General features: G+C 46.7%; 25 protein-coding genes and 1 pseudogene. 4 read left to right on the top strand and 22 right to left on the bottom strand.

Annotated features, from left to right (window positions below; genetic code table 11):
- Positions 1–24: 24 nt before the first annotated feature.
- Complete coding sequence (locus OEU88_RS14465) at positions 25–1,398, bottom strand: sodium-dependent transporter (RefSeq protein WP_262695920.1); 1,374 nt, start codon at positions 1,396–1,398, stop codon at positions 25–27.
- Positions 1,399–1,546: 148 nt separating this feature from the next.
- Between OEU88_RS14465 and OEU88_RS14460 the strand changes: the two genes are divergently transcribed.
- The 3 genes from OEU88_RS14460 (at position 1,547) to OEU88_RS14450 (ending at position 4,510) form a co-directional block, all read left to right on the top strand.
- Entirely contained in the window at positions 1,547–3,175 is a 1,629-nt protein-coding gene (locus tag OEU88_RS14460) for an amidohydrolase family protein (protein ID WP_262695919.1), read from the top strand.
- Positions 3,176–3,214: 39 nt separating this feature from the next.
- Complete coding sequence (locus OEU88_RS14455; protein WP_262695918.1) at positions 3,215–3,913, top strand: DJ-1/PfpI family protein; 699 nt, start codon at positions 3,215–3,217, stop codon at positions 3,911–3,913.
- Positions 3,914–4,096: 183 nt separating this feature from the next.
- Positions 4,097–4,510: a group I truncated hemoglobin gene (locus tag OEU88_RS14450; protein ID WP_262695917.1), complete on the top strand. Its 414-nt coding sequence runs from the start codon at positions 4,097–4,099 to the stop codon at positions 4,508–4,510.
- 24 nt (positions 4,511–4,534) lie between these two features.
- Here OEU88_RS14450 and OEU88_RS14445 read toward each other — a convergent pair whose 3' ends face one another.
- From OEU88_RS14445 to OEU88_RS14360, 18 genes are all read right to left on the bottom strand, one after another.
- On the bottom strand, positions 4,535–5,014 hold the full coding sequence (locus OEU88_RS14445; protein WP_262695916.1) for a glutathione peroxidase: 480 nt from the start codon (positions 5,012–5,014) through the stop codon (positions 4,535–4,537).
- 22 nt (positions 5,015–5,036) lie between these two features.
- Positions 5,037–5,423 (bottom strand): DUF6768 family protein, encoded by a 387-nt coding sequence (locus OEU88_RS14440; RefSeq protein ID WP_262695915.1) that lies wholly within the window; start codon positions 5,421–5,423, stop codon positions 5,037–5,039.
- Positions 5,424–5,459: 36 nt separating this feature from the next.
- Positions 5,460–5,999, bottom strand: a complete 540-nt coding sequence (locus OEU88_RS14435; RefSeq protein ID WP_262695914.1) for an RNA polymerase sigma factor — start codon at positions 5,997–5,999, stop codon at positions 5,460–5,462.
- A gap of 69 nt (positions 6,000–6,068) precedes the next feature.
- Complete coding sequence (locus OEU88_RS14430; RefSeq protein ID WP_262695913.1) at positions 6,069–6,446, bottom strand: DUF6768 family protein; 378 nt, start codon at positions 6,444–6,446, stop codon at positions 6,069–6,071.
- On the bottom strand, positions 6,446–6,979 hold the full coding sequence (locus OEU88_RS14425) for an RNA polymerase sigma factor (protein WP_262695912.1): 534 nt from the start codon (positions 6,977–6,979) through the stop codon (positions 6,446–6,448). Before OEU88_RS14425 ends, OEU88_RS14430 begins: the two co-directional genes overlap by 1 nt.
- A 59-nt stretch (positions 6,980–7,038) precedes the next feature.
- Entirely contained in the window at positions 7,039–7,890 is an 852-nt protein-coding gene (locus tag OEU88_RS14420) for a PhzF family phenazine biosynthesis protein (RefSeq protein ID WP_262695911.1), read from the bottom strand.
- Positions 7,875–8,231: an ArsC family reductase gene (locus tag OEU88_RS14415; RefSeq protein WP_262695910.1), complete on the bottom strand. Its 357-nt coding sequence runs from the start codon at positions 8,229–8,231 to the stop codon at positions 7,875–7,877. Before OEU88_RS14415 ends, OEU88_RS14420 begins: the two co-directional genes overlap by 16 nt.
- Positions 8,232–8,233: 2 nt before the next feature.
- On the bottom strand, positions 8,234–9,163 hold the full coding sequence (locus OEU88_RS14410) for a cation diffusion facilitator family transporter (RefSeq protein WP_262695909.1): 930 nt from the start codon (positions 9,161–9,163) through the stop codon (positions 8,234–8,236).
- A 24-nt stretch (positions 9,164–9,187) separates the two neighbouring features.
- On the bottom strand, positions 9,188–9,526 hold the full coding sequence (locus OEU88_RS14405) for an antibiotic biosynthesis monooxygenase family protein (RefSeq protein WP_262695908.1): 339 nt from the start codon (positions 9,524–9,526) through the stop codon (positions 9,188–9,190).
- Between the two features lie 196 nt (positions 9,527–9,722).
- The gene (locus tag OEU88_RS14400; RefSeq protein WP_262695907.1) at positions 9,723–10,226 is read right to left on the bottom strand and encodes a F0F1 ATP synthase subunit B family protein; all 504 of its coding nucleotides are present in this window, start codon (positions 10,224–10,226) and stop codon (positions 9,723–9,725) included.
- A 1-nt stretch (position 10,227) separates the two neighbouring features.
- Positions 10,228–10,776, bottom strand: a complete 549-nt coding sequence (locus tag OEU88_RS14395; RefSeq protein WP_262695906.1) for a F0F1 ATP synthase subunit B family protein — start codon at positions 10,774–10,776, stop codon at positions 10,228–10,230.
- A gap of 91 nt (positions 10,777–10,867) precedes the next feature.
- Positions 10,868–11,092, bottom strand: coding sequence for a F0F1 ATP synthase subunit C (locus OEU88_RS14390; protein WP_262695905.1), 225 nt, complete (start codon positions 11,090–11,092; stop codon positions 10,868–10,870).
- Between the two features lie 74 nt (positions 11,093–11,166).
- Positions 11,167–11,916: a F0F1 ATP synthase subunit A gene (locus tag OEU88_RS14385; protein ID WP_262695904.1), complete on the bottom strand. Its 750-nt coding sequence runs from the start codon at positions 11,914–11,916 to the stop codon at positions 11,167–11,169.
- 67 nt (positions 11,917–11,983) lie between these two features.
- Positions 11,984–12,298 carry an AtpZ/AtpI family protein gene (locus OEU88_RS14380; RefSeq protein ID WP_262695903.1) on the bottom strand — a complete coding sequence of 105 codons (315 nt, stop codon included), beginning with the start codon at positions 12,296–12,298 and terminating at the stop codon, positions 11,984–11,986.
- A gap of 161 nt (positions 12,299–12,459) precedes the next feature.
- Positions 12,460–15,918: a chromosome segregation protein SMC gene (gene smc, locus OEU88_RS14375; RefSeq protein WP_262695902.1), complete on the bottom strand. Its 3,459-nt coding sequence runs from the start codon at positions 15,916–15,918 to the stop codon at positions 12,460–12,462.
- A gap of 114 nt (positions 15,919–16,032) precedes the next feature.
- Positions 16,033–16,722 (bottom strand): DsbA family protein, encoded by a 690-nt coding sequence (locus OEU88_RS14370; RefSeq protein WP_262695901.1) that lies wholly within the window; start codon positions 16,720–16,722, stop codon positions 16,033–16,035.
- A gap of 114 nt (positions 16,723–16,836) precedes the next feature.
- Entirely contained in the window at positions 16,837–17,493 is a 657-nt protein-coding gene (locus OEU88_RS14365; protein ID WP_262695900.1) for a DsbA family protein, read from the bottom strand.
- Positions 17,494–17,507: 14 nt separating this feature from the next.
- Positions 17,508–18,035: a DUF721 domain-containing protein gene (locus OEU88_RS14360; RefSeq protein WP_262695899.1), complete on the bottom strand. Its 528-nt coding sequence runs from the start codon at positions 18,033–18,035 to the stop codon at positions 17,508–17,510.
- 175 nt (positions 18,036–18,210) lie between these two features.
- Here OEU88_RS14360 and mutY point away from each other — a divergent pair, with 175 nt between their 5' ends.
- A complete protein-coding gene (gene mutY / locus OEU88_RS14355; RefSeq protein WP_262695898.1) occupies positions 18,211–19,251 on the top strand; it encodes an A/G-specific adenine glycosylase in 1,041 nt (346 codons plus the stop codon).
- 25 nt (positions 19,252–19,276) lie between these two features.
- Here the strand turns inward: mutY and OEU88_RS14350 are convergent, their stop codons facing one another.
- The 3 genes and pseudogenes from OEU88_RS14350 to OEU88_RS17695 all read right to left on the bottom strand — a co-directional run bounded on the left by OEU88_RS14350 (position 19,277) and on the right by OEU88_RS17695 (position 22,783).
- Positions 19,277–20,524: a hypothetical protein gene (locus OEU88_RS14350; protein ID WP_262695897.1), complete on the bottom strand. Its 1,248-nt coding sequence runs from the start codon at positions 20,522–20,524 to the stop codon at positions 19,277–19,279.
- A gap of 25 nt (positions 20,525–20,549) precedes the next feature.
- Positions 20,550–20,870, bottom strand: coding sequence for an antibiotic biosynthesis monooxygenase family protein (locus OEU88_RS14345; protein WP_262695896.1), 321 nt, complete (start codon positions 20,868–20,870; stop codon positions 20,550–20,552).
- A gap of 86 nt (positions 20,871–20,956) precedes the next feature.
- Positions 20,957–22,783 (bottom strand): annotated as a pseudogene (locus tag OEU88_RS17695) (methyl-accepting chemotaxis protein).
- Between the last annotated feature and the right edge of the window lie 194 nt (positions 22,784–22,977).

Below are 22,977 nucleotides of genomic sequence, written 5' to 3'. Positions count from 1 at the left end.
TCTCTCTTATTCAAGCGATGGCCCTCAGCCTAAAATAGCCGATACCAACAAGGCAACCACTGCTACAGGCACCACATACCGAACGGCAAAATACCAGATAGTAAATAGCGCTCCATTATGCATTGGCAAGGATGCTTGAATACGGTCCCGCGGCAATGCCCACCCTACCATCAAAACAAAAGCAAGCCCCGCCATTGGCAAGAAGATGTTATTAACGCCGTCCTTGATGAGCTGGAACCATGTCAGGCCATCAAGCCCAATTGCTGCCAATGGGTAAAATTCACGCCATTCAGCAAATGACTTAATCGTTAATATGCTTAAGGTAAAAACAAGCAGGGCAACTAACGTAGCGGCAACTGGCCGCGAAACACCGCGCTGCTGCAGCTTTGCAGTTGTTGGCGCCATCAAAATAATCGACGATGTCAACGCGGCAAATGTCAACAGCAGGAAGAACACAAAAGCAACCAATGCACCAGCTGGAATGTCTGTAAACACCAATGGCAGCGTTACAAAAATCAAACCGGGTCCAACGCCTGGTTCTACGCCACCAGCAAACAACAATGGAAAGATGGCAAGTCCGGCCATTAACGCGACCGCTAAGTCCATCAAAATTATCCATAAACTGGCACGCGGCAAGTCTATTTCTTCGCCCATATAAGCGCCCATAACCATAACTGCGCACACACCAACAGATATAGTGAAAAATGCCTGTCCAACTGCGTCCAGAAACAAACCAGAAGTAAAAGTCTGATCATTGAAGCCAAATAAAAAATCTACTGCTCGGGCAAATTCGCCAGTAAATGCCGCATATATAACAAGACCGATAAGTATCAGGAAAAGAGCAGGCATCATCAATTTGCTGGCGCGTTCAATGCCTGTTTTCACATCAAAACCAACAATAAAAGCAGTGGCGGCACAAAAAACGGCGGTCCAAAACATGGGCATAATTGCATGCGCTTTAAACGCAGCGTCATATTCCCGAACTTGTTCATTGCTCCATCCAGCAAATCCACCTCGCAGCGCTTCAAATCCATACGCCATGATTTGGCCTGCAATAACACTATAGAAGCTAAGAATAAGCACCGTTCCAGCAAGCCCTGCCCAAGCAACCCACTGCCAAGGCAACCGGCTACCTACGCTACGTTGCAAACGCTTGAGAGAAGAAACGGGGTCATTTCCCCCCATACGGCCCAGTAGCAATTCAGCGATAAAAACCGGAGCAGCAATAAATGCTAGTGCCAACAGGTAAACCAGCATAAAGCCACCACCGCCGTTTTTTCCAGCAACATAGGTGAAGCTCCAGATGTTTCCGAGGCCAACAGCACCGCCAGCTGTTGCAATGATAAAACCAAAACGGCTTGAAAACTTTTGCGTGTTTGTGCCTGGTCTTTGCGCCATCTTTGTCCCCTTATCACCGAGCTACTTTATAGAAGCGTTCATTGATGAACACCGATAACAGCACACCACAGACGATCATGCAAAACATCAGTGTTGGAAGCATGCCCGTGATACGATATGAAGGATACGCACCGGGGAGGGTTTACATATGATTTTCAAGCAAATATCTACCGCAGTTATAGCCATTACACTTGGCTTCTCGCTTTCAACAACCGCCATGCAAGACAAGCGTCCTGCTGTTGGAGAAGAACGCGCACAGAACATAAAAAAGTTACCCACAATCGCTAGTCCGCGTGAAGAGCGTATCAGCGCTGGCCCCTACAAACGAATGGTTATTCGCGGCGCCACAATGGTCGATGGCACTGGTGCACCGCCAATCGGGCCTGTGGACATCGTTGTCGAAAACAATCGCATCGCGGCGATCAGGTTGGTTGGCAATCCGGGTGTGCCAATCAACGAAGCTGGTCGTCCAGCAAAAGGGGATCATGAAATTGATGCATCCGGCGCCTACATCTTACCCGGTTTAATCGACAGTCATAGCCATATGGGAAATGCGCTCTGGGGCTTAACCGGTGATATGCCGTCGATGGATTACGTCTTTAAACTGTGGATGGGCCACGGCATCACAACTAGCCGCGAAGTAGGTTGCGGCTTGGGTGCTGGTTATACCATTAGCGAAAAGCGCCGATCGGATCGCAACGAAATAACAGCACCTCGTATGATTGTACATTGTGGCTTCCCCACTGATTTCTCGGAAGCCAAACAAGCACGTGGCTGGGTAAAAGCACTTAAAAAACGCGGCGCTGATGGTATCAAGTTTTTTGGTGGCAATCCGCGCGTATTGGAAGCCGCATTTGATGAAGCAAAGAAACAGGGACTGCGCACTGCTTTCCATCATGCGCAGCTTTCAGTTAGCCGTGTGAACGTTCTTGATAGCGCCCGTTGGGGCCTAAACTCCATGGAACATTGGTACGGCTTGCCCGAAGCCTTGTTTGATGACCGTATCGTTCAGGACTATCCGCTCGATTATAATTATGCCAACGAGCAAGATCGCTTTGGGGAAGCTGGTCGTTTGTGGCGGCAAGCAGCGAAACCAGGCAGTAACAAATGGAATGCTGTGATGGATGAACTGCTCTCACTTGATTTCACACTGGACCCAACCTTTACAATTTATGAAGCCAACCGCGATGTCATGCGTGCACGCACCGCAGATTGGCACGACGAGTACACACTGCCGTCCGTATGGCGCTTCTTCCAACCAAACCGCATTCTACATGGCTCCTATCACTTTGATTGGACCACACAGGACGAAATTGACTGGAAAAACAATTTCGATATGTGGATGACATTCGTCAACGAATACAAAAACCGTGGTGGACGCGTAACTGCTGGTTCTGATAGCGGCTTTATCTTCAAATTATTCGGTTTTGACTATATCCGTGAGCTTGAATTGTTGCAGGAAGCTGGCTTCCACCCGCTTGAGGTTATTCAGTCCGCAACCATAAACGGTGCAGAGCTTATCGGTCGCGAAAAAGACTTGGGCAGCATTGAAGTGGGTAAACTGGCAGACATGATCATTGTCGATGAAAACCCGATCCATAACCTTAAAGTACTATACGGCACAGGGCATATGCGCCTTAATGATACGTCAGGTAAAGTGGAGCGTGTCGGTGGCATTAAATGGACAATTAAGGACGGCATCGTATACGACGCGAAGGCCATGCGCGCAGATATTCGTAAAATGGTGCAAGATGCAAAAGACGCGGAGCAAAACTGATAAACTGATTAACAAATAAACTAAAGCATGAGGCCCATATTGTCAGAACAAACACCCGTATCTATCACTTTTATGCTGTTTGACGGCATCACTCAGCTTGACCTTATGGGGCCGGCACAAGTTCTCTCGCGGCTTGGAAACACAACGGTTCACCTAGTGGCAAAGGACGTACGGCCGGTTTCGACAGATTCTGGATTTCCGCTTATGCCAACAGCATCAATGAATGAAGTTAAAAGCACTGATATTCTCTGCATTCCCGGCGGTTTTGGCACGCTTGAGGTCATGAAAGATACGCAGTCGCTGGACTGGGTTAAAGAAATTGCTGAAACAGCCACATGGATTACAAGCGTTTGTACAGGTTCACTTATTTTGGGCGCGGCCGGGCTGCTTAAGGGGTATAAAGCAGCCTGCCATTGGGCATCACGTGATCAGCTGTCATACTTTGGTGCCATTCCAACAGCAGAACGCATTGTCTTTGATCGCAACCGGGCCTCTGGTGGCGGCGTTACGTCAGGCATAGATTTTGGTTTGGCATTGGCAGCAAAAATTCGCGGTGAAGATTATGCCAAATTCATTCAATTAAGCCTCGAGTATGATCCAGCGCCGCCCTTTACTTCCGGATCACCAGACAAAGCATCTGAAGCAACGTTGAAGCAATATCAAGACATGGTGAACAAGTTTGCACCTGACAGAGATCAGACCGTACAAAAAATCGCGCAAGACTTGGGGTTTGATTAAAGCAATGCTTCAACCGCCTTGTGGCGTATCAATTTGACTATAAATTTAATGGACAGGTCTTAGTATTAAATATTTTCTCTTAAATTTATGAGAAAAGATGTTGATAGGCTGACAAAGTTGCCAATATCTTTTAAAAAGATACAACTATTTGTGCTCTCACATTACTGAACAGGTTAATCGCTAATGAAAAGCTTTTTCATCATCATACTTATTAGTATTTGCAGCTTACCAGCCTTCTCGAATGAGACGCTTTATACCGCACTAGGAGAGCACACCGGTATTCAAGCAATTATCCAAAGAGCGGTAAATCTTGCTGCCGAGGATGTCCGAACAGCTCAACAACTTAGACATACCAATAAAGAGCGCTTAGCGCGTTTAATAGCCGAACAAACGTGCGAATTATCTGGTGGCCCCTGCAAATACAAAGGCCTTACGATGAAGAAAGCACATTACAAACTATATATCACATCCTCTCAGTTCGACGCATTTGCCGAACATCTTCAGCAATCCATGCAAGAAGCTGACTTGGACATTACAATACAAAGTCAATTGCTGGCTGTCCTCGCACCTTTGAAAAAAGATATTATCAATCAATGATACGCATCATGTTGTTGGTAAAAACTATAGCAATACTTCAATTGAGCGTCGGATGGATGCTGGCGTATCTGTTGGTGCGAAACGCTTCACTACTTTACCGTCTTTACCGATAAGGAATTTAGTGAAATTCCATTTAATACGCTGACTACCAAGCAAACCTGGCTTCTCGGCTTTCAGGTACTTGTAAAGCGGATCAGCCTTCGGGCCATTAACATCTATCTTTGAAAACATCGGGAAACTAACGCCGTAATTAAGTTGGCAAAATTCACCAATCTCATCATTACTACCCGGGTCTTGACTACCAAACTGATTGCAAGGGAAACCAAGGATCATCAGCCCTTTGTCTTTTAAGTCTGCAAACAGCTTTTCCAAACCTTCAAACTGCGGTGTAAAACCACATTTAGACGCCGTGTTAACAACGAGCAGAACTTTACCTTTATAATCAGCCAGCGATTGTTCTTTGCCAGTTAATAGTGGTGCTTTAAAATCATAAACTACGGTCATGGCAAAGGCCTTTCAGGCTGAGTTAATCTGTTCCTTCACTCAAAGTAGCATTTTTGTCCCTGATGGCAAGTTCAACCCGTGTGATCGCACGCACTGACGATGCTCTGTTCATCTCCATCCATGTCCATAATTCAAGCCCGATCAGGATAATTCCCGACAGCACGGCCCAAACACCCCAGAATATCTGGTCCTCAACAGTTGCTGCCGTCCAAAAACGCCAAACGTCATAGATCAACCCGACAAAAACAATACCAGCTAAAACCAAAACAATGCGAACCGCCATGCCCATGTTACCCTTCAGCGCATTCTGCAACATCTTGGGCGCACCACCTTGTTCGCCGATAATTTCATCAAGCTCCAGGTTTTCATCCTCCAGTGCCTTTTTTATCCGTTCATCTATACTGTTCATGTTTTTCTCCAATCATTTACTGTCGCACTTCCGGCGTTATTCTTCAGCATTATCAACCGGCTCAATTTCAACCTTTAAACGTGCCCTCGCTCTCGAAAGACGTGACTTTACTGTACCCATTGGCACCCGCTGGATAAGTGCAACTTCTGCCACATTTAACTCTTCAAGATAGAAAAGATAAACGGCCTCACCTTCATCGACGGGCAGCTTAGCCAACAAGCTTTTCATCTGGTCAGATGTTGCCCATCTCTCCAAGGTCTCATCTGCAATCGTTTCTTCATTTAATTCCTCATGTGCGCGAGCACCGCGCCGAATGTAATCCAGCGTGCGCCAGCGTACGGCTTTAAAAACGCGTGCCCGAAAACTCGACACAGGAAACGCGCTCGACATGGATCGCAGTGTTTGCAACCACGCATCCTGTACGGCATCAACAGCGACGGTGTGGTCCCTACATATTCGAAAAGAAAACCGTAATAATGAAGGCTGATAGAGGTTATAAAGCACACCGAAGGCACGCACATCGCCTGCCTGTGCCTTAAGGATCAATCGTTCCTCTTTTGCTCTAACATCAACCAAGGACTATTCACATTCGCCGTATCATTTGCCTGCTATACTAACGCAAACAAATGATATTTGGTTCGCAGATTACCGCTTTTTTTCTGCAAGAACGGCAACCGCTAGCTCTAGCCGCTTAATTTCACGCATTAAAGAAGCTCTGTTCATCTCCATCCATTGCCATTGCTTCAGTGCTACCTGTGCCATGGCGCTAGCGATAAACCATACACCCCAAAAAATGCGCATATCTGAATTTTCAGCGCTGTAGAATTCAAATCCGCACCACACCATAACAGCCGTTGCAATTACAGTTACAACAGAAGTAACCCAAACCCAGCGCCGCATACTTCCCTTAAATGCTGCAGCAACCATGTCTGGCATACCACCATCATCACCTTCCAGCAGCGCATCAATTGCCGCTGTATCTTTTTCTAACTCCGCCTTAATACGGCTATCAATATCTGACATTATTCTTCTCCTGTCATTTGCTGTCGCAACTGGGACCGTGCGCGGCTTAGCCGCGATTTTACCGTACCAATTGGTATTTCAAGGATGCTTGCGATCTCGACTGTCTTTAGCTCTTCCAAATAAAACAGCGTGATAATCTGCCTGTCTTGGGGAGAAAGCCTCGCGAGTTGCGTTGAAAGCTGATCACTGGTCGCAGCCACTTCATTGTAACTGTCATACTCGCACTGCTCATCGCTAACTGCTATGACGGCTTTGTTTTCTTTGCTTTGCTTTCGCAGTAAATCATAAACACGCCAGCGCACAGTTTTATATGTCCAGCTTCTAAAGCTACGCGGATCATTGAGTTTGCGCAATGAAGCAGACAACGTTATCCACGCGTCCTGCACTGCGTCAAAGGCGAGTTGATCATCTGCACATATACGGTAAGCAAAGCGCGCCAACGGTATACGATGAAAACGATAAAGAGCCTCAAATGCTTGCCGGTTACCCTTTTGGGCGGCGATGACCAACAAATCTTCTTCTGCGCGTTTCATACTTTAGCATCCTCTTAGTACCCTTAGGACGCAAGTAATGATGAAAAGGTTCAGGTGATTTACTGTATAGGCACCGAAAGCTGCCCATACAGTACTTGTACAGCCTGACCACTGATGAGAATACGTTCATCTTTAACTTCCAGCCATAGATCGCCGCCACGCGGTGATATTTGCCGTGCAAATAAGTCCGCCTTACCCAACTTCGAAGCCCAATACGGTCCCGACACACAATGAGCAGAACCGGTTACAGGGTCTTCCCCAATACCATGATTGGGGAAAAAACAACGAGACACGAAATCAACATCAGAACGCGTGTCCTTAATGTTTTCAGATGCAGTCGCGATAAAACCGTAGGGAGCAAAAGCTTTCAAAGCTTCAAAGTTAGGTGTCAAAGTCTCAACTACTTCAATATCATTATACACCAACAGCAAATCCCTATCGCCGGTTTCACTCTTCAATACAGCATCTGGTTCTGCACCCATTGCTGCGCCTAAACCATCAGGTTTGTTATATGGCAAGGGCTTTAGGGCAGGAAAATCCATCTGATACCGATCACCGTTTCGCATAACGGTCAAAATGCCAGATAAAGTCTGAAACCGAACCCGCTCTATGTTTTGCTGTAAGTGGTTGAAAACGACATGAGCAGATGCGAGTGTTGCATGTCCGCATAGTGCCACTTCAACACCAGGTGTAAACCAACGCAGATGGTAGTCTGCACCCTCTTCATCATGCGGCACTAAAAATGCCGTCTCGGACAAGTTGTTTTCTAACGCAATTGATTGAAGCAAAGCGTCATCAAAGATTTTTTCCAGTACACACACTGCCGCCGGATTGCCGCCAAATGCATGGTCAGTAAACGCATCAACCTGATATATCGGAATTTCCTGCATGTGCTTTAATTTTTGAGCCATTCAGCGATACCAGTTTGGTCCTTAGCTGCGAAACCCAAACGGTACTCTCCGCCTTGTTGCCAAACCGGGCGCTTCACCAATGCATCATTAGCAACCATCAGGTCAATTGCCTTGCTTTCATTCATGTTCGCCTTTTCAGCGTCATCAAGCTTGCGCCATGTTGTACCACGTGTATTTAGCAATGCTTCCCAGCCGAGCGCATTGGAAAAAGCAGAAAGCATTTTGGCATCAATACCGTCTTTTCTGTAATCATGAAACTCATAAGCAATGCTTTCAGCATCTAGCCATTTCATGGCTTTTTTCATCGTATCGCAATTTTTGATGCCATAAAGTGTAAGCATGTTCATTCCTTTTTATGCTGAGTATCAATAGATAATTCTGCTTGCGTCAATTCGGTCGAAAGGTCACTCACCGGGTCCACATGAATAAGTATTTCCGCATCTGGGAATTGTTCACCAAGCGTTGCTTCAACCTCATCGCCAATCAGGTGCGCCGCTTTAACTGTTAGCGTGCCGTCAACTTCAATATGCATCTGGATAAACTTGTCGCGGCCTGCTGCGCGTGTTTTCAGGTCATGCAAGCCAAGCACACCAGCACTTTCCATCACGGTATTGAAAATGGTCTCGCGTTCGCTGTTAGAGAATTCTCTATCCATAAGCATATCTGTAGCTGGTCGGCTAATGCCGTACGCACCCCAGAGAATATACAAACCAATCATCAAGCCTATTGCCCCATCAGCATAGATGTAACCAACCCCCGCACCGTATGCCGCCACGACAACACCCAAATTCAGCAAGAGGTCACCCTTGTAATGCAGGTGGTCGCCTGAAACAGCCAATGAGCCCGTTTTTCTAATCACGTAGGATTGAAAAATGACAAGTAACAACGACATGGCTATTGCCAGAATTGATACCTGTATTACTTGATCAGATGCAGTTACCGGTGCAGGCGCCCATATACGCTCAATGGCATGCAGTACTATAAATACAGCAGAACCCGCCATGATCGCAGCTTGAAACAATCCAGCCAGAGCTTCCGCTTTACCGTGGCCAAAGCGATGCGCATCATCCGGTGGTGTGATGGCTGTGCGTATTGCTAACAGCGTCACAACAGATGCGGCCAGATCCAGTGCTGAATCGGCTGCAGAGCCTAGCATGGCTGCCGAGCTTGAAATAAACCACACATAGGCTTTAACAACCACCAACGTAACCGCGACCGAAACCGAAGCATAAGTCGCGCGCTTCATTAATATATCTGCCTGTGCTCTATTCATAGCACGGCGCACCTTGAGTATTCATTATTCAACGCGGCGACCTTCAGGCCCTGAATAAGCACGCTCAACCTTGGCAACACGCAATTCATAATGCTCGTACCATTGCTCGATACCCCGCTTTTGGGCAACCATATGCTGCGCAGATTTTTTCCATGCACTGATACTTTTTTCATCCTGCCAGTATGAGACAGTAATGCCTAGCCCTTGACTATCACGGCAGCTTTCAACACCTAAACAGCCTGGTTGTTCCAGTGCCATTTTAAACATAGCATTACCCATTTCTTCATAGCCTTGGTCGTTATCGCTAAGTTGATTGGTAAAAATAACAGCATAATACGGTGGTGGCGGCGCATTCATATACATCGCATTCACTCCCAAACAGTCATAAGGACATCAAGCTAAAATTCTCAATGCATACTTGTCGTGTCAAGTAAGTCTACTGACCCTCGTCACCTTAACAAAGTATGCTGCTGCACACACAATGTCCATTACACACAGCACAAAAAAAGCGCTCTTAAAGAGCGCTTTTCAAATTTGCATTTTCGAACTGTGTCTGGAATTAATGAAGTTTAGACTCGACTTCCTTAATCGCATCATTCACTAGCGCCGTTCCTGCCTTGCCTTTCATGGCATCAGTCAAAACAGAACTTGCAGCAGCAACAGCAACATCAACGGCAGCAGCGCGAACTTCTTTAATCGCGTTAGCTTCCGCCTGCGCAATCTTCTCAGCTGCCGCGCGTTCACGGCGCACCATCATGGCATCAAGGTCTGCTTTAGCTGCTTTCGCCATCAGCTTGGCATCTTCTTTAGCCTGTTCAACCATCTCAACAGCTTCTTTTTCAGCGTCACGTTGCTTGCGCTGATAGTCGATCAACATGTTTTCAGCTTCAGCACGCAGAGCTTTGGCTTCTTCTATCTGCTCTGCGATACCGTCAGCGCGTGCATCAAGCATCGCACCGATTGTTTTGTGTGTTTTGGCGTAAAGAAGACCCGCAACAAAAACAAAGAAGGCAACACCAACCCAAAATGTAGGGTTCTGGTAGAAAGGTTCTGCTTCAACCATCTTACGCTCCCTTCGCTGTTATTGCAGTTGCAACAGCTTTTTTCACATCAGCAGCAGATGGATCAGCACCAGACAGTTTGGCAATCATATCTGCAGCAACATCGGTAGCAATTTCATCAAGGCTTGCTAGCGCATCAGTTTTAGCCGCATCAATACGTGCTTCTGCTTCAGCAGAGTTAGCAGCTATCTTAGCATCCAACTTAGCTTGTGCTTTCGCAATATCTGCTTGAGCAGCATCTTTTGCCTTCTGGATTGTCTCCTGAGCACCGGCACGCGCCTGAGCAATTGCTTTCTCATAGCTTGCTCGGACTTCTTCGGCTTCTTTCTGCAAACGCGCCGCATCATCAAGATCACCGGCAATCTTCTCTTCGCGTTCACCCATGACATCTGTCACCTTAGGGACAATCATGCGTGAAACAACGATATAGAGAAGCGCAAACGTTAACACCAACCAGGCAATCTGGTTCGTGTATGTGCCGTCTTCAATTACATTCAACTGCGGTAAACCGCCTGCGTCCTGTTCAACAATTCCAGTAGTGGCGTCAGCCATCACAAACCTCTGTCGCTTTGTGTTCTCATGCTCGGCGCACCTAATAGCGCCGAACTATTCATCTAAGCGCTAAGCGCCGATAATCTTGTTCTTAAGTGAACAGGATCAAGAATGCGATAACCAGTGCGAACAGACCAGTTGCTTCTGTCAGTGCGAAAGCAATCAGCAAATTCGTGAACTGCTTAGGTGCAGCAGAAGGGTTGCGCAGCGCGCCAGAAAGGTAACTACCGAAGATGTTACCAAGACCAATACCGATACCCGCGAGAGCAAGCGTTGCAATGCCCGCACCGATCATTTTTGCAGCTTCGAGTTCCATGTTAAGTTCCTTTTATCAAGTGTCAGAAATAAGTTGTTTAAAAAGTTTAGTATTTGCTCGTATCTATCAGTGGCCTAGTGGCCCGGGTGCATAGCATCGTTCAGGTAGATACAAGTCAAAATCGTGAATACAAACGCTTGCAAGCAAGCAACCAAAATCTCAAGGCCTGTCAGCAAAACTGTTACAGCGAATGGTGCTACAGCGCCTAAAACACCAAATGCACCAAGCGCGCTAAGACTGATAATAAAGCCTGCGAAAACCTTCATCATAATATGGCCAGCAAGCATGTTAGCAAACAAACGTACAGCAAGGCTGATAGGGCGCGTACAGTATGAAATAATTTCAATTAAAACAATCAACGGCAGTAACCAACCTGGCACACCTGAAGGCACAAACAGTCTAAGGTATCCTGCACCGTTTTTAACAAAGCCAATCACAGTAACAGCCAAAAATACAAACAATGCCATGGCAAAGTTAACAGCGATGTGGCTGGTTACAGTGAATGAGCCAGGGATCATGCCTGCCAGGTTGCTACCTAGCACAAACATAAACAGTGTAAAGATAAACGGGAAGTAGCTCTTGCCTTCCTTGCCGACATTGTCACGTACCATGCCAGCAACAAACTCGTAAGCAAGTTCAACCATTGACTGCCAGCGGCCCGGTACTACTGAACTGCGGCGCATGCCGCCAATAAGAAATACTGACACCAAACCGAGCACAATAACCATCCACAAAGAACTATTAGTGAAGGATACATCAATACCAGCAAGCTGGAATTCTGCGATTGGTTTAACTTTAAACTGGTCAATAGGACTATGAGCCACGGCACTTGTCTCTTTTAACTTATGCAAAACGCGCCCTGCGCTTCGCCATCAATTTCCATTCGCCTTGTCAATCAGCGTTATCGTCCTGCATCTTATTTGCTTCACGAATAACGTTTCTGATCCCGCTGGCAAAACCCAAGATCAACAGCACGATAAGAAATACCGGCTTAGTATCAAACCACCGATCGAACCAGAAACCGATAAAGGCACCTACGCCACTACCAACAACAAGTTCGATTCCCATTTTGAAAGCGATCCCCATCGGAGACCCGGATTTATCTTCCGCATTCTCAAACGATGGCTTGTCGTCCGCTTTCTTCTGGGCACGATCCAAACGCTCATCAAACGATGGCTCTTCAGGGTTTTTTCTCGTGTCACCCATCAGAAACTATCTCCTGAATTGCGCTTTAACCGGGTCACAATGACACTCAATCAAAGCTCTGCCTAAGGCACGCGCAACATAGTGAAGCCCCTACCCTGTGTCAAGGAACAATAAAAATATGTTAACTCTTTGTTATTGTTATATTTTTAATGATTTACAGATTAACTTGCATCACGCAGGGCCTCGGCACGCTCTAGGTCAACGGAAACAAGCGTAGAGATTCCTCGTTCAGCCATCGTAACACCGAACAAACGCTTCATTCGCGCCATACTCACGGCATTATGCGTAACAATCAGAAAGCGTGTATCCGTACGGTCCATCATCTCATCAAGCAAATTACAGAATCGCTCCACATTCGCATCATCAAGGGGGGCATCTACCTCATCCAAAACACAGATAGGAGCAGGATTGGTAATAAACACTGCGAAAATTAACGAAAGTGCAGTTAATGCCTGTTCTCCACCTGATAGCAATGACAGTGCTTGTAGCCTTTTGCCCGGCGGACTGGCATATATTTCCAAGCCCGCATCCAGCGGGTCATCTGACTCTGTAAGTTTCAGATGCGCTTCACCACCGCCAAACAAGCTTTTGAAAAGCTCACCAAAGTGATTGTTAACAATATCAAAAGCCGCCAACAAACGCTCGCGCCCCTCTCTGTTAAGACTGCCGATAGCTTGGCGTAATCGAGCAATTGCGGTTTCAAGGTCATTACGTTCAGATGCCAGATGGTCCATCTGTTCCTGAATTTCATTCAATTCTTCGTCTGCACGTAAGTTGACAGCTCCCATACCGTCACGCTCACGTTTCAGCTTCTCAAGTTTGTGCTCAAGCACGCTTGCATCAGGCAGGCTATCACTAGACTCGAGTTCGACTTTTTCCAGTAACTGCGTAGGAGCACATTCAAACCGCTCCCCAATATGCGCCGCAATATCTTTCCGTCGTGATGTCGCATTTTCAACAGCAGCTTCCGCACGGATTTGCAGCTCTCTGGTGTTTGCTTGCGCTTCCTGGATATCTTTCAGAGCTTTGTCTTTTTCAGCTAACTCAGCTTCAGCGCGCATCAGGGTATCGCTACTTTCTGCACGCGCGGCTTCTGCTTTACCTATCTGGTCCAGCAAAGCATCACGTTGGCGAATCAAATCATCTGGTCCCGCTTCAACAGCAGCCAATTGTTGTTTCGCAGAAGTTTCACGTTCGTCAAGCTGCGCCAATTGCTTGACAGCACTGGAAACCCGCAGTTCCCACGCACCACTTTCTGTCGTAATGGCTGTCAGGCGGTCATTACGCGCGTCAGCTTCACGGCGTAATCCGTCATAGCGTGAGCGGGCCGATGACAAATCAGCACGCAACGATTCTACCTTGGCGCGCGCAGCCTGTAACTGCTCTTCAAGATCATCCATAGCAGGCAAGCTTTCAATGCTCTCAGCAATATCGGCCAGACGCGTGTCTACTTCTGACGTTTCACTTGCCAAACGAGCCATGGTTTCTTTCAGTATGGATGCTTTGCTTGTGCGCCGGCTTGCCTCTTGCTCTGCGGCGACAAATGCGCGTCGTGCTTCTGCAACAGCACGTTCAGCGTCTTGCCTCAATTGTCTTTGAGCTTGCTCGGCTTCTCTCGCCGCGGTGTGCGCTTGTTCTGCAGCTTGTGCCGCAATCACCATGTCATTTGCCCGTGCTTCTGCCTTTTTTAGGTCTTTCGACAAGCCTGCTAAGCGGTTTTTTTGTTCAAGCTTTAGTGCCGCTTGCGTTGGTGCATCTGCTCTGGCGGTGTACCCATCCCAGCGCCACAATGAGCCACTAAGGCTTACCAAACTTTGCCCGGGTGAGAGCTGGGGCGCCAAAGCGTCCCCTTGGGCATCACTTTCAACAACAGCGGTAGCGGCAAAAACACGACCAAGCGCATCAGGAGCATCAATATGATCCGATAATGGTTGAACATTATCAGGCCAGGTTATCTGCCCAAGCTTACCCAAGTCTTTCCAAAACCGGGTTGCGGCTTCGTCCAGACTTGCTTCTGCGTCCTCACCAAGTACAGCACCAACTGCTTTTTCAAAACCACGTTTCGCGCTTAATTGATCTGAGACAGGTCGGCCTTGTTCATCCTGGCCAGCTTCCAACATCGACTTGAGGCTCTCAACCTCAGCAAAAATAGCTTTAACGTGACCGTTTAATTCTGCTTGTGCAGCATCGGCCTCATTCCGGCGTGACCGTGCATCAACAGTAGCTTTTTCTGCTGCCTCTAGTGAAGCGACTGTAGTTTCCAGCCGATTTTCTTCCTCAGCCACTGTTTTTTCGGCCCGTTGCAAAGCAGCCAAACTGTCATCGCTCTGCATCAACGCATTCAACTCACTTTCCAGCCGCACTTTCTCGGAAGCTAATTGTTCAGCGCGTCTTGCAATAGCAAGTTTGTCGCTTTCCAAGCTTGATCTGCGTGCACGCGCACCTGCTGACTGCTCACTCACTTGATCAAACGTTGCTTCGGCTTCACCCGCAGCATTAACTGCCGCATCAAGGGCTTCGCGCGCTTCAATTTCCGCAGACTTTTCGGCATTTTGCGCCGCAACAAGCCTATCCTTCTCGGTATTCAAACGCTCAAGAGCAGCGCTCGCATCGGTTTTTATTTCAAGTTCGCGGCCTCGGTCACCAGTGATTTGCTCTAAAGATGCGCGCAATGCCAAAGCTGTTTCTTTGCGCCGCTCAGCCTCTGCTTCAAGGTTTTCACGCGCTATTGTTAACCGCTGCAATGTCGCAGCAGCGCCCACATCTATATCCCGCAGTGGCGGTAATTTGGCCGCTATTTCAGCCTGCATGGCAGAAAGCCGGGTAACCTGCTCAACAACCCCACCAGCCAGCTTTTCAGCATCACGCAAACCGCTTTCAAGGCGAATTACTTCTTCCGAAGCCAGTTTCCAGCGCAGATAAAGCAAACTCGCTTCAGCTTTACGAATATCACCAGAAATATTGCGGTACCTAACGGCTTGGCGCGCCTGACGTTTCAAGCTTGCGATCTGGCTTTCCATGCCCTGGATAACATCCTGAACGCGTACGAGATTATTTTCCGCACCGCGTAACCGGCTCTCAGCCTCTTTGCGTCTCGTGTGCAATCCAGAAATGCCCGCAGCTTCTTCAAGAATGGCGCGTCGGTCCTGTGGCTTAGCATTAATCAGACTACCAATACGCCCCTGGCTAACCAGCGCCGGTGAATGCGCACCTGTTGCAGCATCAGCGAATAAAAGCTGCACATCCTTTTGACGCACATCTTTGCCATTAATACGATATGCAGAGCCAGACTCGCGCTCTATGCGGCGCGTAACTTCAATCAGGTCATTTTCATTATAATCGGCAGGAGCGGTACGGTCGAAATTATCAATAACGAGAGTAACTTCAGCCATATTACGCGCAGGACGCCGATCTGTACCCGCAAAGATGACATCATCCATACCAGAGCCACGCAAGGACTTAGCGCGGTTTTCGCCCATAACCCAACGGATCGCTTCAAGGAGGTTTGATTTTCCGCAGCCGTTTGGGCCAACGACGCCAGTTAGTCCGGGCTCGATGTGTAACTCGGTTGGATCAACAAAAGATTTGAAGCCCGAAAGCCGCAACCGCGAAAACCGCATAAAGCCTTTTAACTCCCCCTAGATGCCCAGCTTTCTATTTCTTACATGTGGCTTATCCCCATAAGCCACACTATCACTGGACAAATCCCATTATTATTGCGCAAACAACGCTTCTTATTGCTCAGCTTCAATCAATGTTTGAAGATTTTCCAAGCCATAATTATCAACTTTATCACCGTTTAAAATAATAGTTGGTGTCGCATTAACTTTGTAGCGTGTTGAACCATCTTGCGTCATTTTAACCAGATGTTTCTGCATATCCTGATCAGAGACACAGCGATCAAACTGAGTCCGGCTTATACCACCAGCACGGCGCGCGAGAGCAGCCAATGCACCAGCCGGATCTTCCGAACGCGCCCAGTTATTTTGCTGTGCAAAAAACACAGACATCAAACGCTTTGCTATTTCTGGCGATTTACAGCGCGCCACAACAGAAGCAGCCATGTCGTACTTATTCATAATGAAGTTGCGGTATACAAACTTTACCTTGCCTGTATCGATGTAAGATTCTTTGATCTTAGGGAAGATCTGTGTCGCAAAACTAGCACAATGCGGGCAAGTTAAAGAGGCATATTCTATAATTTCAACTGGCGCATTTGGATCACCGTAAACGATATCCCCCCACGTGCCTTCAGCATTTGATACGCCTTCAGGGATTTCCGTCCCCGTGTCAGCTGATAACGTGCCGGTATCGCTAGATCCATTGTTAGCGGCATCGTCACCACCACTACATGCAGACAAAACCGCAAAGACAGCAGCCAACGCTGCAAACTTCATACTCTGAAAATAATTCTGGTAGCTCATTGAACCCTCACATACTAGATATTGTGTTTAACCCGATTGAAACAGGGATACGAGTCATTTTTTGATAATGACAGTTTTACCGCGTATTGCGCCTATTGATAGCCAAGCAATGGTTTATTGTTCAATTTTCGCAATCGCTTGGTTTATGCGCTCCTTAAGTGCATCGTATCCGTTAAATCCAAACGATGTACCGTTTAGAACCAATGTGGGAATACCCTTGATATCATATAGCTTTGCGCCGTTTTGAGTCATTTCCACAATATGTTTACGGACGCTCTGTTCTGACAAGCAACTGCTAAATTCTTCTTGGTCCAATCCTTCTCGTCCTGCAATTTCTGCAATTGCCGCAAAAGGGTTTTGTGCCTGCAACCAATCTTGCTGTTCAGCAAATAGTGCTTTCAAAGTGCGTTTTGTTGCGTCCTCCGATGACAAACAACGACTCGCAACAGCAGCAGCCAGATCGTAACGGTCTCGCACAAAATTCCGGAAAACAAATCGTAGCTTACCGTTTTTGATAAAATCTTCCTGCAGGCGAGGTAATACCTCGGCAGAGAAACTGGCACAATGCGGGCATGTTAAAGAACCATATTCGATAAGCTCAACACGGGCTGACGGGTCACCGTATACAATATCACCCCACACACCTTCGCGGTCAGGGATTGTTTCAGGTGTTGATAGTTGCTGTGCATGCGCGGCAACCGCAAGCGTAACAGCAACCACAGAGAAGCATATAAGCACAATCGCCTGTCTACAGGCTGCAAATATTCTCATGACCATTCCTTTATCTATTTGTTCTTATCGTTCTTTTGATTTGGCGACATTACATATTCACCCAAACTCTTTACAGCAAGCTGCAAGGGGCTAAGGTCATTGGTACCCACTATGCCATCAAGTGTTTTTTTAGCCCGCGGCTCAAGCGGTTTCTTTTCTTTTTGTTTCGGCAATACGGCAATATTAAGAGGGCCTTGCTTAACCTGAATACGTTCCACAGCACCGTAACCAAAATACCGATTTACCAACTCAATAATAAAATTGGTGCGTTGTTGCAGTATTGGCGCAAACGCTGATTCAGCTCTAACATGCAATGTGGCGCCTGCACGCTTACCACGCGGAAAGGCAAGGCGCAGCGGTATAGTTGTCCTCGCCAGATCAGGGCCAACAATACGTGCCCATTTAGTCACCACTTCTGCTTCAGCAAAACCTTTTGCACGCATCGCTGGTGAAATAAGCGCCGTAGCACTACGCGCAAGCTTGGTCGTACGACCTTTTCGCTTTGATGGAGCAGTGCTTTTTTTGGCTGGTGCCTTGGCCATTTGATGCCTTTTTTCCCTAAAGTCTGTATTCTTGCTAATGTAATGTAAGCAACACCGCAACCGCAAAGACTGCCTTTCAATAGCTTGTGATCAAACACGCCATGTAGCATAAATATATATATTAAATACAAGGTTGATACTTGACCCTCTCTCTTGACTAGTGTTCATGAACCAGATGCAGGAAATTTCACAACATCTTTTGAACTGGTATGACACAGAGCGGCGGCACCTTCCATGGCGTGCAGCCCCCGGTACGACTGCAAATTCATACCATGTCTGGTTGTCAGAAATCATGTTGCAACAAACCACGGTTGCCACGGTGAAAGCATACTTTGAAAAATTCACAAAACTATGGCCAACTCTTGAAGCATTAGCGGCAGCGCCTGTTGAAGAAGTACTCAAAGAATGGGCGGGGCTTGGTTATTATGCCCGAGCACGCAACTTACATAAATGCGCCAATGTTGTAGCGACAGAGTTCGCTGGAGAATTCCCTGCTGACGAGAACACACTGCGTAAACTGCCAGGTATAGGAGACTATACCGCAGCAGCGATTGCCTCCATTGCCTTTGGTCAACGCGCTGTCGTTGTGGACGGTAATATTGAACGCGTCGTTTCACGACTAAATCGCATCGAAGCGTTTTTACCACAGGCTAAAAAGCCCATCAAAGCAGCAACAGACTTGATCACCCCAACAGAACGCGCAGGCGACTTTGCCCAAGCAATGATGGATTTGGGGGCGATGATATGTACACCAAAATCACCAAAATGCTTGCTATGCCCAATACAGAAGTTTTGCAGTGCAGCCAAAACTGGCGATATGGAAGCGTATCCACGGAAAAAACCAAAGAAGGCCCTGCCAACACGGCGAGCTGTCAGCTTTTGGCTCATGTACAACGGTGACATTCTGCTTGAACGCAGACCAAACAAAGGCTTGCTAGGCGGAATGCCTGGTTTGTTTTCAACGCCTTGGGTAGAACGCAATAACTTCCCTCAACCCGATGAATGGCCAGAACATAGCCCTACAACCATTGAATGGAATTTGATAGAAGATGTGACCACGCATACTTTCACGCATTTCCGGCTCGAAACACAAATCGTAGTTGCGACAGTTAGCGATAAGTTAAATATTGAAAATGGCTTTTGGCATCCTGCCAAAAGTATAAACAGCGTCGGCTTACCGACCGTTTTCAGCAAAATGGTAAAATTGATTACCTAAGCGTACCCTTAATGCATTGAACGCGTCACATAAGACACTGGCTACCACCTGGCGCGATATTTAAAGCAATCACCTTAGCTGGTTTCGGCTGTTCAGCATCAGGATCAATAGAACCATCCTGCCCAATGGCATCCAATGAAGAATTCGCGATGTAATAAAGACACCCTTTATGCACAAACCCCGTTGTTGGCACGCGAAACTCAGGCCTGTCCACATCAAATGCTTTCACATCGCTGGTTTTCGGTGCTTCTGAAATATCCAGTGTTAACACCTTGAGAATACCCAGGTAGTTTTGCACGCCAACCAGTGTTTCATTGCTTAAATACAGGCCATCGATTCCACCGAAAGACACCCCTTTAGCGCTAATCAAACGTTGATGATTAACAGGGTTCTCTTTCTTCAAAGTGCTCACACCGCGAGAATCGGATACAAAGATTGTGTCTGTACCTTCATCACATGCAATACCATTAGGATAGTTTATATCTGTGTCTGCATAGAAGAGTGCCAGAACATCACTATTTACACTGCCTTTATATATCTTACTGGCGGTACTATCCGTGATATAAACATTCTCTCTGGTAAAACACAGGTCATTGAGCTCAACCGGCTGTTCACCTGATGTTTTATAGGTTTTAACGGCTTGGCCGTCATCGTTCAGAACGGTCAAGGCACCACGTAGCAGCGCACCATCTCGCCGGTTATGCAGAACCCAAAGCTCACGCCGTTCATCATGGTATTTCATACCATAAATGACGCCCCAGTTAACATTGTCTGCCAACGGCATATCGTCATTCATTGACGCATTATTCATGTGCACGCGCACAATGCGCGGCTCAACAAGACTGCCTGCGTAAAGCACGCCTTTTTCACTGTCATAAGCAATATTCTCAGGAACAAGCATCGGGTCGTCTATGCGCATCGCGTGTGACACCATACCTGTATCTGACTGCGGAATTCTTGTCGCATTCAATGCTTTAACCAGTGTTTGTATTTCAGATAATACCGATGTGTCTGATGTTAGGTGCTTAGCTGTAAAATCAGGCGCATCAATGCCCATCTTCCAATCAGATTTCTGGAGGACGGACAACCATTTTACTGTCTCAGAATATTGTTCAAGCGCAAAAGTAATCCGCGCCAAATGGTAGGCAATAGCAAGATCTTGAGTTTGCTCATAACTGTTGGTCAGCCGTTCAACAAGGCCACCATTTTGCGCGACAACAACAGTATGCAAGGTAAGGGTAAAGGTTATAATCAGTGCTATTTTTTTCAACATGATACTTACCTCCAATTACCCACACTCAATTCACGTCACGCACTTCATAGTGCACAGCGTGTTCATCCCACCGCTTCAGAACTTTTTGCGCTACACCTGGCACGTGAGCGCGCGTGTAATCATCACCTTGAAAAGCGATTACGTTTTCAAGAGAGTTAAATGTCATGATTGTTATGAATGCGACTTCACCTTGAACAGGGTCTGCCACACGCAGTAACTCAATACCTTGATATCCTGATATATTACTTGCCGCAATAGAAGGTGCGACATGCTCACGCAGCGTTTGCTCGTAAAGGTCAGCATTTTCTAAGGTGGTCCACCCATGCCAAACACGCTTTATCGCCATTCTTCTACTCCCCAAATACCTAAGCTACTTTAATCAGGTATATGGGGTTGTTTTTCAAGTAGAATGAGGCCCATTATCTCACGCTTTTATGAGGCGCTGAGGGACCGATACAATTCTGTACCTTCCTGAGCAAATTCGTTGGCACTCTGTACAGCGCTGGAAACAGAGCCTAAATTGGTGTTGATTGCATCGACCGCTGAGGTAGCCGCTTGCATGCTCGTTGTAATTTCCTGAGAAGTCGCCACTTGTTCTTCCACCGCGCTGGCAACAGTTGTCACACTTTCTTCAACCGACGCAACAGCGCCTTTAATGCTTTTCAGGCCAGACACAACTTGGCTGCTGATGTCTTGCATACCATTAATCTCTGTCGAGATTTGAGTTGTTGCACTTGCCACTTGATTAGCGAGTGACTTAACCTCGCTGGCTACTACGGCAAAACCTTTACCAGCTTCCCCCGCTCTTGCACTTTCGATTGTGGCATTCAGCGCAAGCAGGTTAATCTGACCCGCAATATCATTGATAACCTCCACGATGTTATTCATAGCGAGTGCCGCATCTGACAATTGCTGTGTTGACTGATCTGCTTCAGTCGCTTCTTCCATGGCCCGACCTACATCAAGGCGTGAAGATTCCATGCTCCGAGCGATCTCTTGCGCAGAGGACTGAAACTCCTCTGCCGCAGCAGCCACTGATTGGACTGTTTGCAGCGTTTGTCCCGACGCTGACGATGCACCATCCGTTTGTTGACCCGCTTCATTTACTGCAGTCAGAATTGCTTCCAGCTTTTCGTCGATCTATGCGCCGACTCGACTTGCCTTTTCACGAGCCACAACTTGTGCAGTAATATCCGTTGCATACTTTACAACCTTGAACGGCTTGCCATCAGGATCAAAGATCGGATTATAGGATGCTTGTATCCATATTTCATCACCATTTTTCCTAATGCGCTTGTATTCAGCAGCATCGAACTCACCGTGCCCAAGCTTTTCCCAGAAATTCTTATACTCGGCGCTGTTGGCATAGTTACCGTCAACAAACATACGGTGATGTTGCCCTTTGATCTCACTCAAAGAATAACCCACCGCATTCAGAAAGTTCTCGTTGGCGTTCATAATTGTACCATCCAGCTCAAACTCGATAACTGCCTGCGCTTTTCCAATAGCTGAAATCTGACCACTGAAATCAGCAGTTTGAATTATCTGTTCCGTAATATCCGTTGCATATTTTACGATCTTAAATGGCTTACCACTTGGATCAAAGATTGGGTTATAGGATGCTTGTATCCATACTTCACGACCACCTTTGCCAAGGCGTTTATACTGCGCCGCCTGGAATTTTCCTATGGCCAAGTCTTGCCAAAATTTAGCATATTCTTGACTGGCTGCAAGTTCAGGCTCAACAAACATACGATGATGTTGGCCTTTAATTTCACCCAAAGAATAACCCACCGTATTCAGGAAGTTCTCATTAGCGTTCAAAATCGTACCGTCTAATTCAAATTCGATAATAGCCTGCACTTTATTAATAGCTTTTATTTGGCCATCAAAATCCGCATTCTCCAATACCTGCTGAGTTATATCAGTGGCAAATTTAATGATCTTAATAACATTGCCATTTTTATCCAAAATGGGGTTGTAAGAAGCTCGTATCCATACTTCTTTATTACCTTTACCGATACGCTTGTATCTGGCTGCCTGAAATTCACCTTTTCTCAGTGTTGCCCAGAAATCCTTATATTCATTGCTACTTTCATAACCTTGCTCAACAAACATGCTATGATGGTTTCCAACAACTTCTGTCAACGTGTAACCAAGGGTTTGCAAGAAGTTTTCATTTGCATTCAGAATGTTACCGTTAACGTCAAATTGGATAACTGCCTGTGATTTATCAAGAGCCGCTAGAATAAGCTCCATCTCAGTAGAGTTAAATCGACTTCCTCTACTGGCACCACGGCTGATTTTTTCTGAGTTACTTGGTAAGCGCTGTAAAAACGAGTCAAACACAACTGAAACCTTTCCATTTGACCCCCACAATCAAAATGCACTAATTTAGTTAATAACCAGTTAGCGAAAAGACCAATCTATAGTTGTGTTAGTACACTAATTTA

It is taken from the genome of Kordiimonas aquimaris (assembly GCF_025574485.1).
GTDB classification, from domain to species: Bacteria; Pseudomonadota; Alphaproteobacteria; order Sphingomonadales; family Kordiimonadaceae; genus Kordiimonas; species Kordiimonas aquimaris.
The sequence above is the reverse complement of the archived record's forward strand: the minus strand, read 5'-3'. Positions and strand labels throughout refer to the sequence as shown.

What these genes read in the sequence shown, in the direction of transcription:
- OEU88_RS14360 (WP_262695899.1), bottom strand. Translation starts at nt 18,035, where the DNA reads ATGGCCAAGGCACCAGCCAAAAAAAGCACTGCTCCATCAAAGCGAAAA.
- OEU88_RS14365 (WP_262695900.1), bottom strand. Translation starts at nt 17,493, where the DNA reads ATGAGAATATTTGCAGCCTGTAGACAGGCGATTGTGCTTATATGCTTC.
- OEU88_RS14420 (WP_262695911.1), bottom strand. Translation starts at nt 7,890, where the DNA reads ATGGCTCAAAAATTAAAGCACATGCAGGAAATTCCGATATATCAGGTT.
- OEU88_RS14460 (WP_262695919.1), top strand. Translation starts at nt 1,547, where the DNA reads ATGATTTTCAAGCAAATATCTACCGCAGTTATAGCCATTACACTTGGC.
- OEU88_RS14350 (WP_262695897.1), bottom strand. Translation starts at nt 20,524, where the DNA reads ATGTTGAAAAAAATAGCACTGATTATAACCTTTACCCTTACCTTGCAT.
- OEU88_RS14405 (WP_262695908.1), bottom strand. Translation starts at nt 9,526, where the DNA reads ATGTATATGAATGCGCCGCCACCACCGTATTATGCTGTTATTTTTACC.
- OEU88_RS14345 (WP_262695896.1), bottom strand. Translation starts at nt 20,870, where the DNA reads ATGGCGATAAAGCGTGTTTGGCATGGGTGGACCACCTTAGAAAATGCT.
- OEU88_RS14380 (WP_262695903.1), bottom strand. Translation starts at nt 12,298, where the DNA reads ATGGGTGACACGAGAAAAAACCCTGAAGAGCCATCGTTTGATGAGCGT.
- OEU88_RS14395 (WP_262695906.1), bottom strand. Translation starts at nt 10,776, where the DNA reads ATGGCTGACGCCACTACTGGAATTGTTGAACAGGACGCAGGCGGTTTA.
- OEU88_RS14390 (WP_262695905.1), bottom strand. Translation starts at nt 11,092, where the DNA reads ATGGAACTCGAAGCTGCAAAAATGATCGGTGCGGGCATTGCAACGCTT.
- OEU88_RS14370 (WP_262695901.1), bottom strand. Translation starts at nt 16,722, where the DNA reads ATGAGCTACCAGAATTATTTTCAGAGTATGAAGTTTGCAGCGTTGGCT.
- mutY (WP_262695898.1), top strand. Translation starts at nt 18,211, where the DNA reads ATGCAGGAAATTTCACAACATCTTTTGAACTGGTATGACACAGAGCGG.
- OEU88_RS14440 (WP_262695915.1), bottom strand. Translation starts at nt 5,423, where the DNA reads ATGAACAGTATAGATGAACGGATAAAAAAGGCACTGGAGGATGAAAAC.
- OEU88_RS14425 (WP_262695912.1), bottom strand. Translation starts at nt 6,979, where the DNA reads ATGAAACGCGCAGAAGAAGATTTGTTGGTCATCGCCGCCCAAAAGGGT.
- OEU88_RS14445 (WP_262695916.1), bottom strand. Translation starts at nt 5,014, where the DNA reads ATGACCGTAGTTTATGATTTTAAAGCACCACTATTAACTGGCAAAGAA.
- OEU88_RS14415 (WP_262695910.1), bottom strand. Translation starts at nt 8,231, where the DNA reads ATGCTTACACTTTATGGCATCAAAAATTGCGATACGATGAAAAAAGCC.
- OEU88_RS14430 (WP_262695913.1), bottom strand. Translation starts at nt 6,446, where the DNA reads ATGTCAGATATTGATAGCCGTATTAAGGCGGAGTTAGAAAAAGATACA.
- OEU88_RS14450 (WP_262695917.1), top strand. Translation starts at nt 4,097, where the DNA reads ATGAAAAGCTTTTTCATCATCATACTTATTAGTATTTGCAGCTTACCA.
- OEU88_RS14410 (WP_262695909.1), bottom strand. Translation starts at nt 9,163, where the DNA reads ATGAATAGAGCACAGGCAGATATATTAATGAAGCGCGCGACTTATGCT.
- OEU88_RS14465 (WP_262695920.1), bottom strand. Translation starts at nt 1,398, where the DNA reads ATGGCGCAAAGACCAGGCACAAACACGCAAAAGTTTTCAAGCCGTTTT.
- smc (WP_262695902.1), bottom strand. Translation starts at nt 15,918, where the DNA reads ATGCGGTTTTCGCGGTTGCGGCTTTCGGGCTTCAAATCTTTTGTTGAT.
- OEU88_RS14400 (WP_262695907.1), bottom strand. Translation starts at nt 10,226, where the DNA reads ATGGTTGAAGCAGAACCTTTCTACCAGAACCCTACATTTTGGGTTGGT.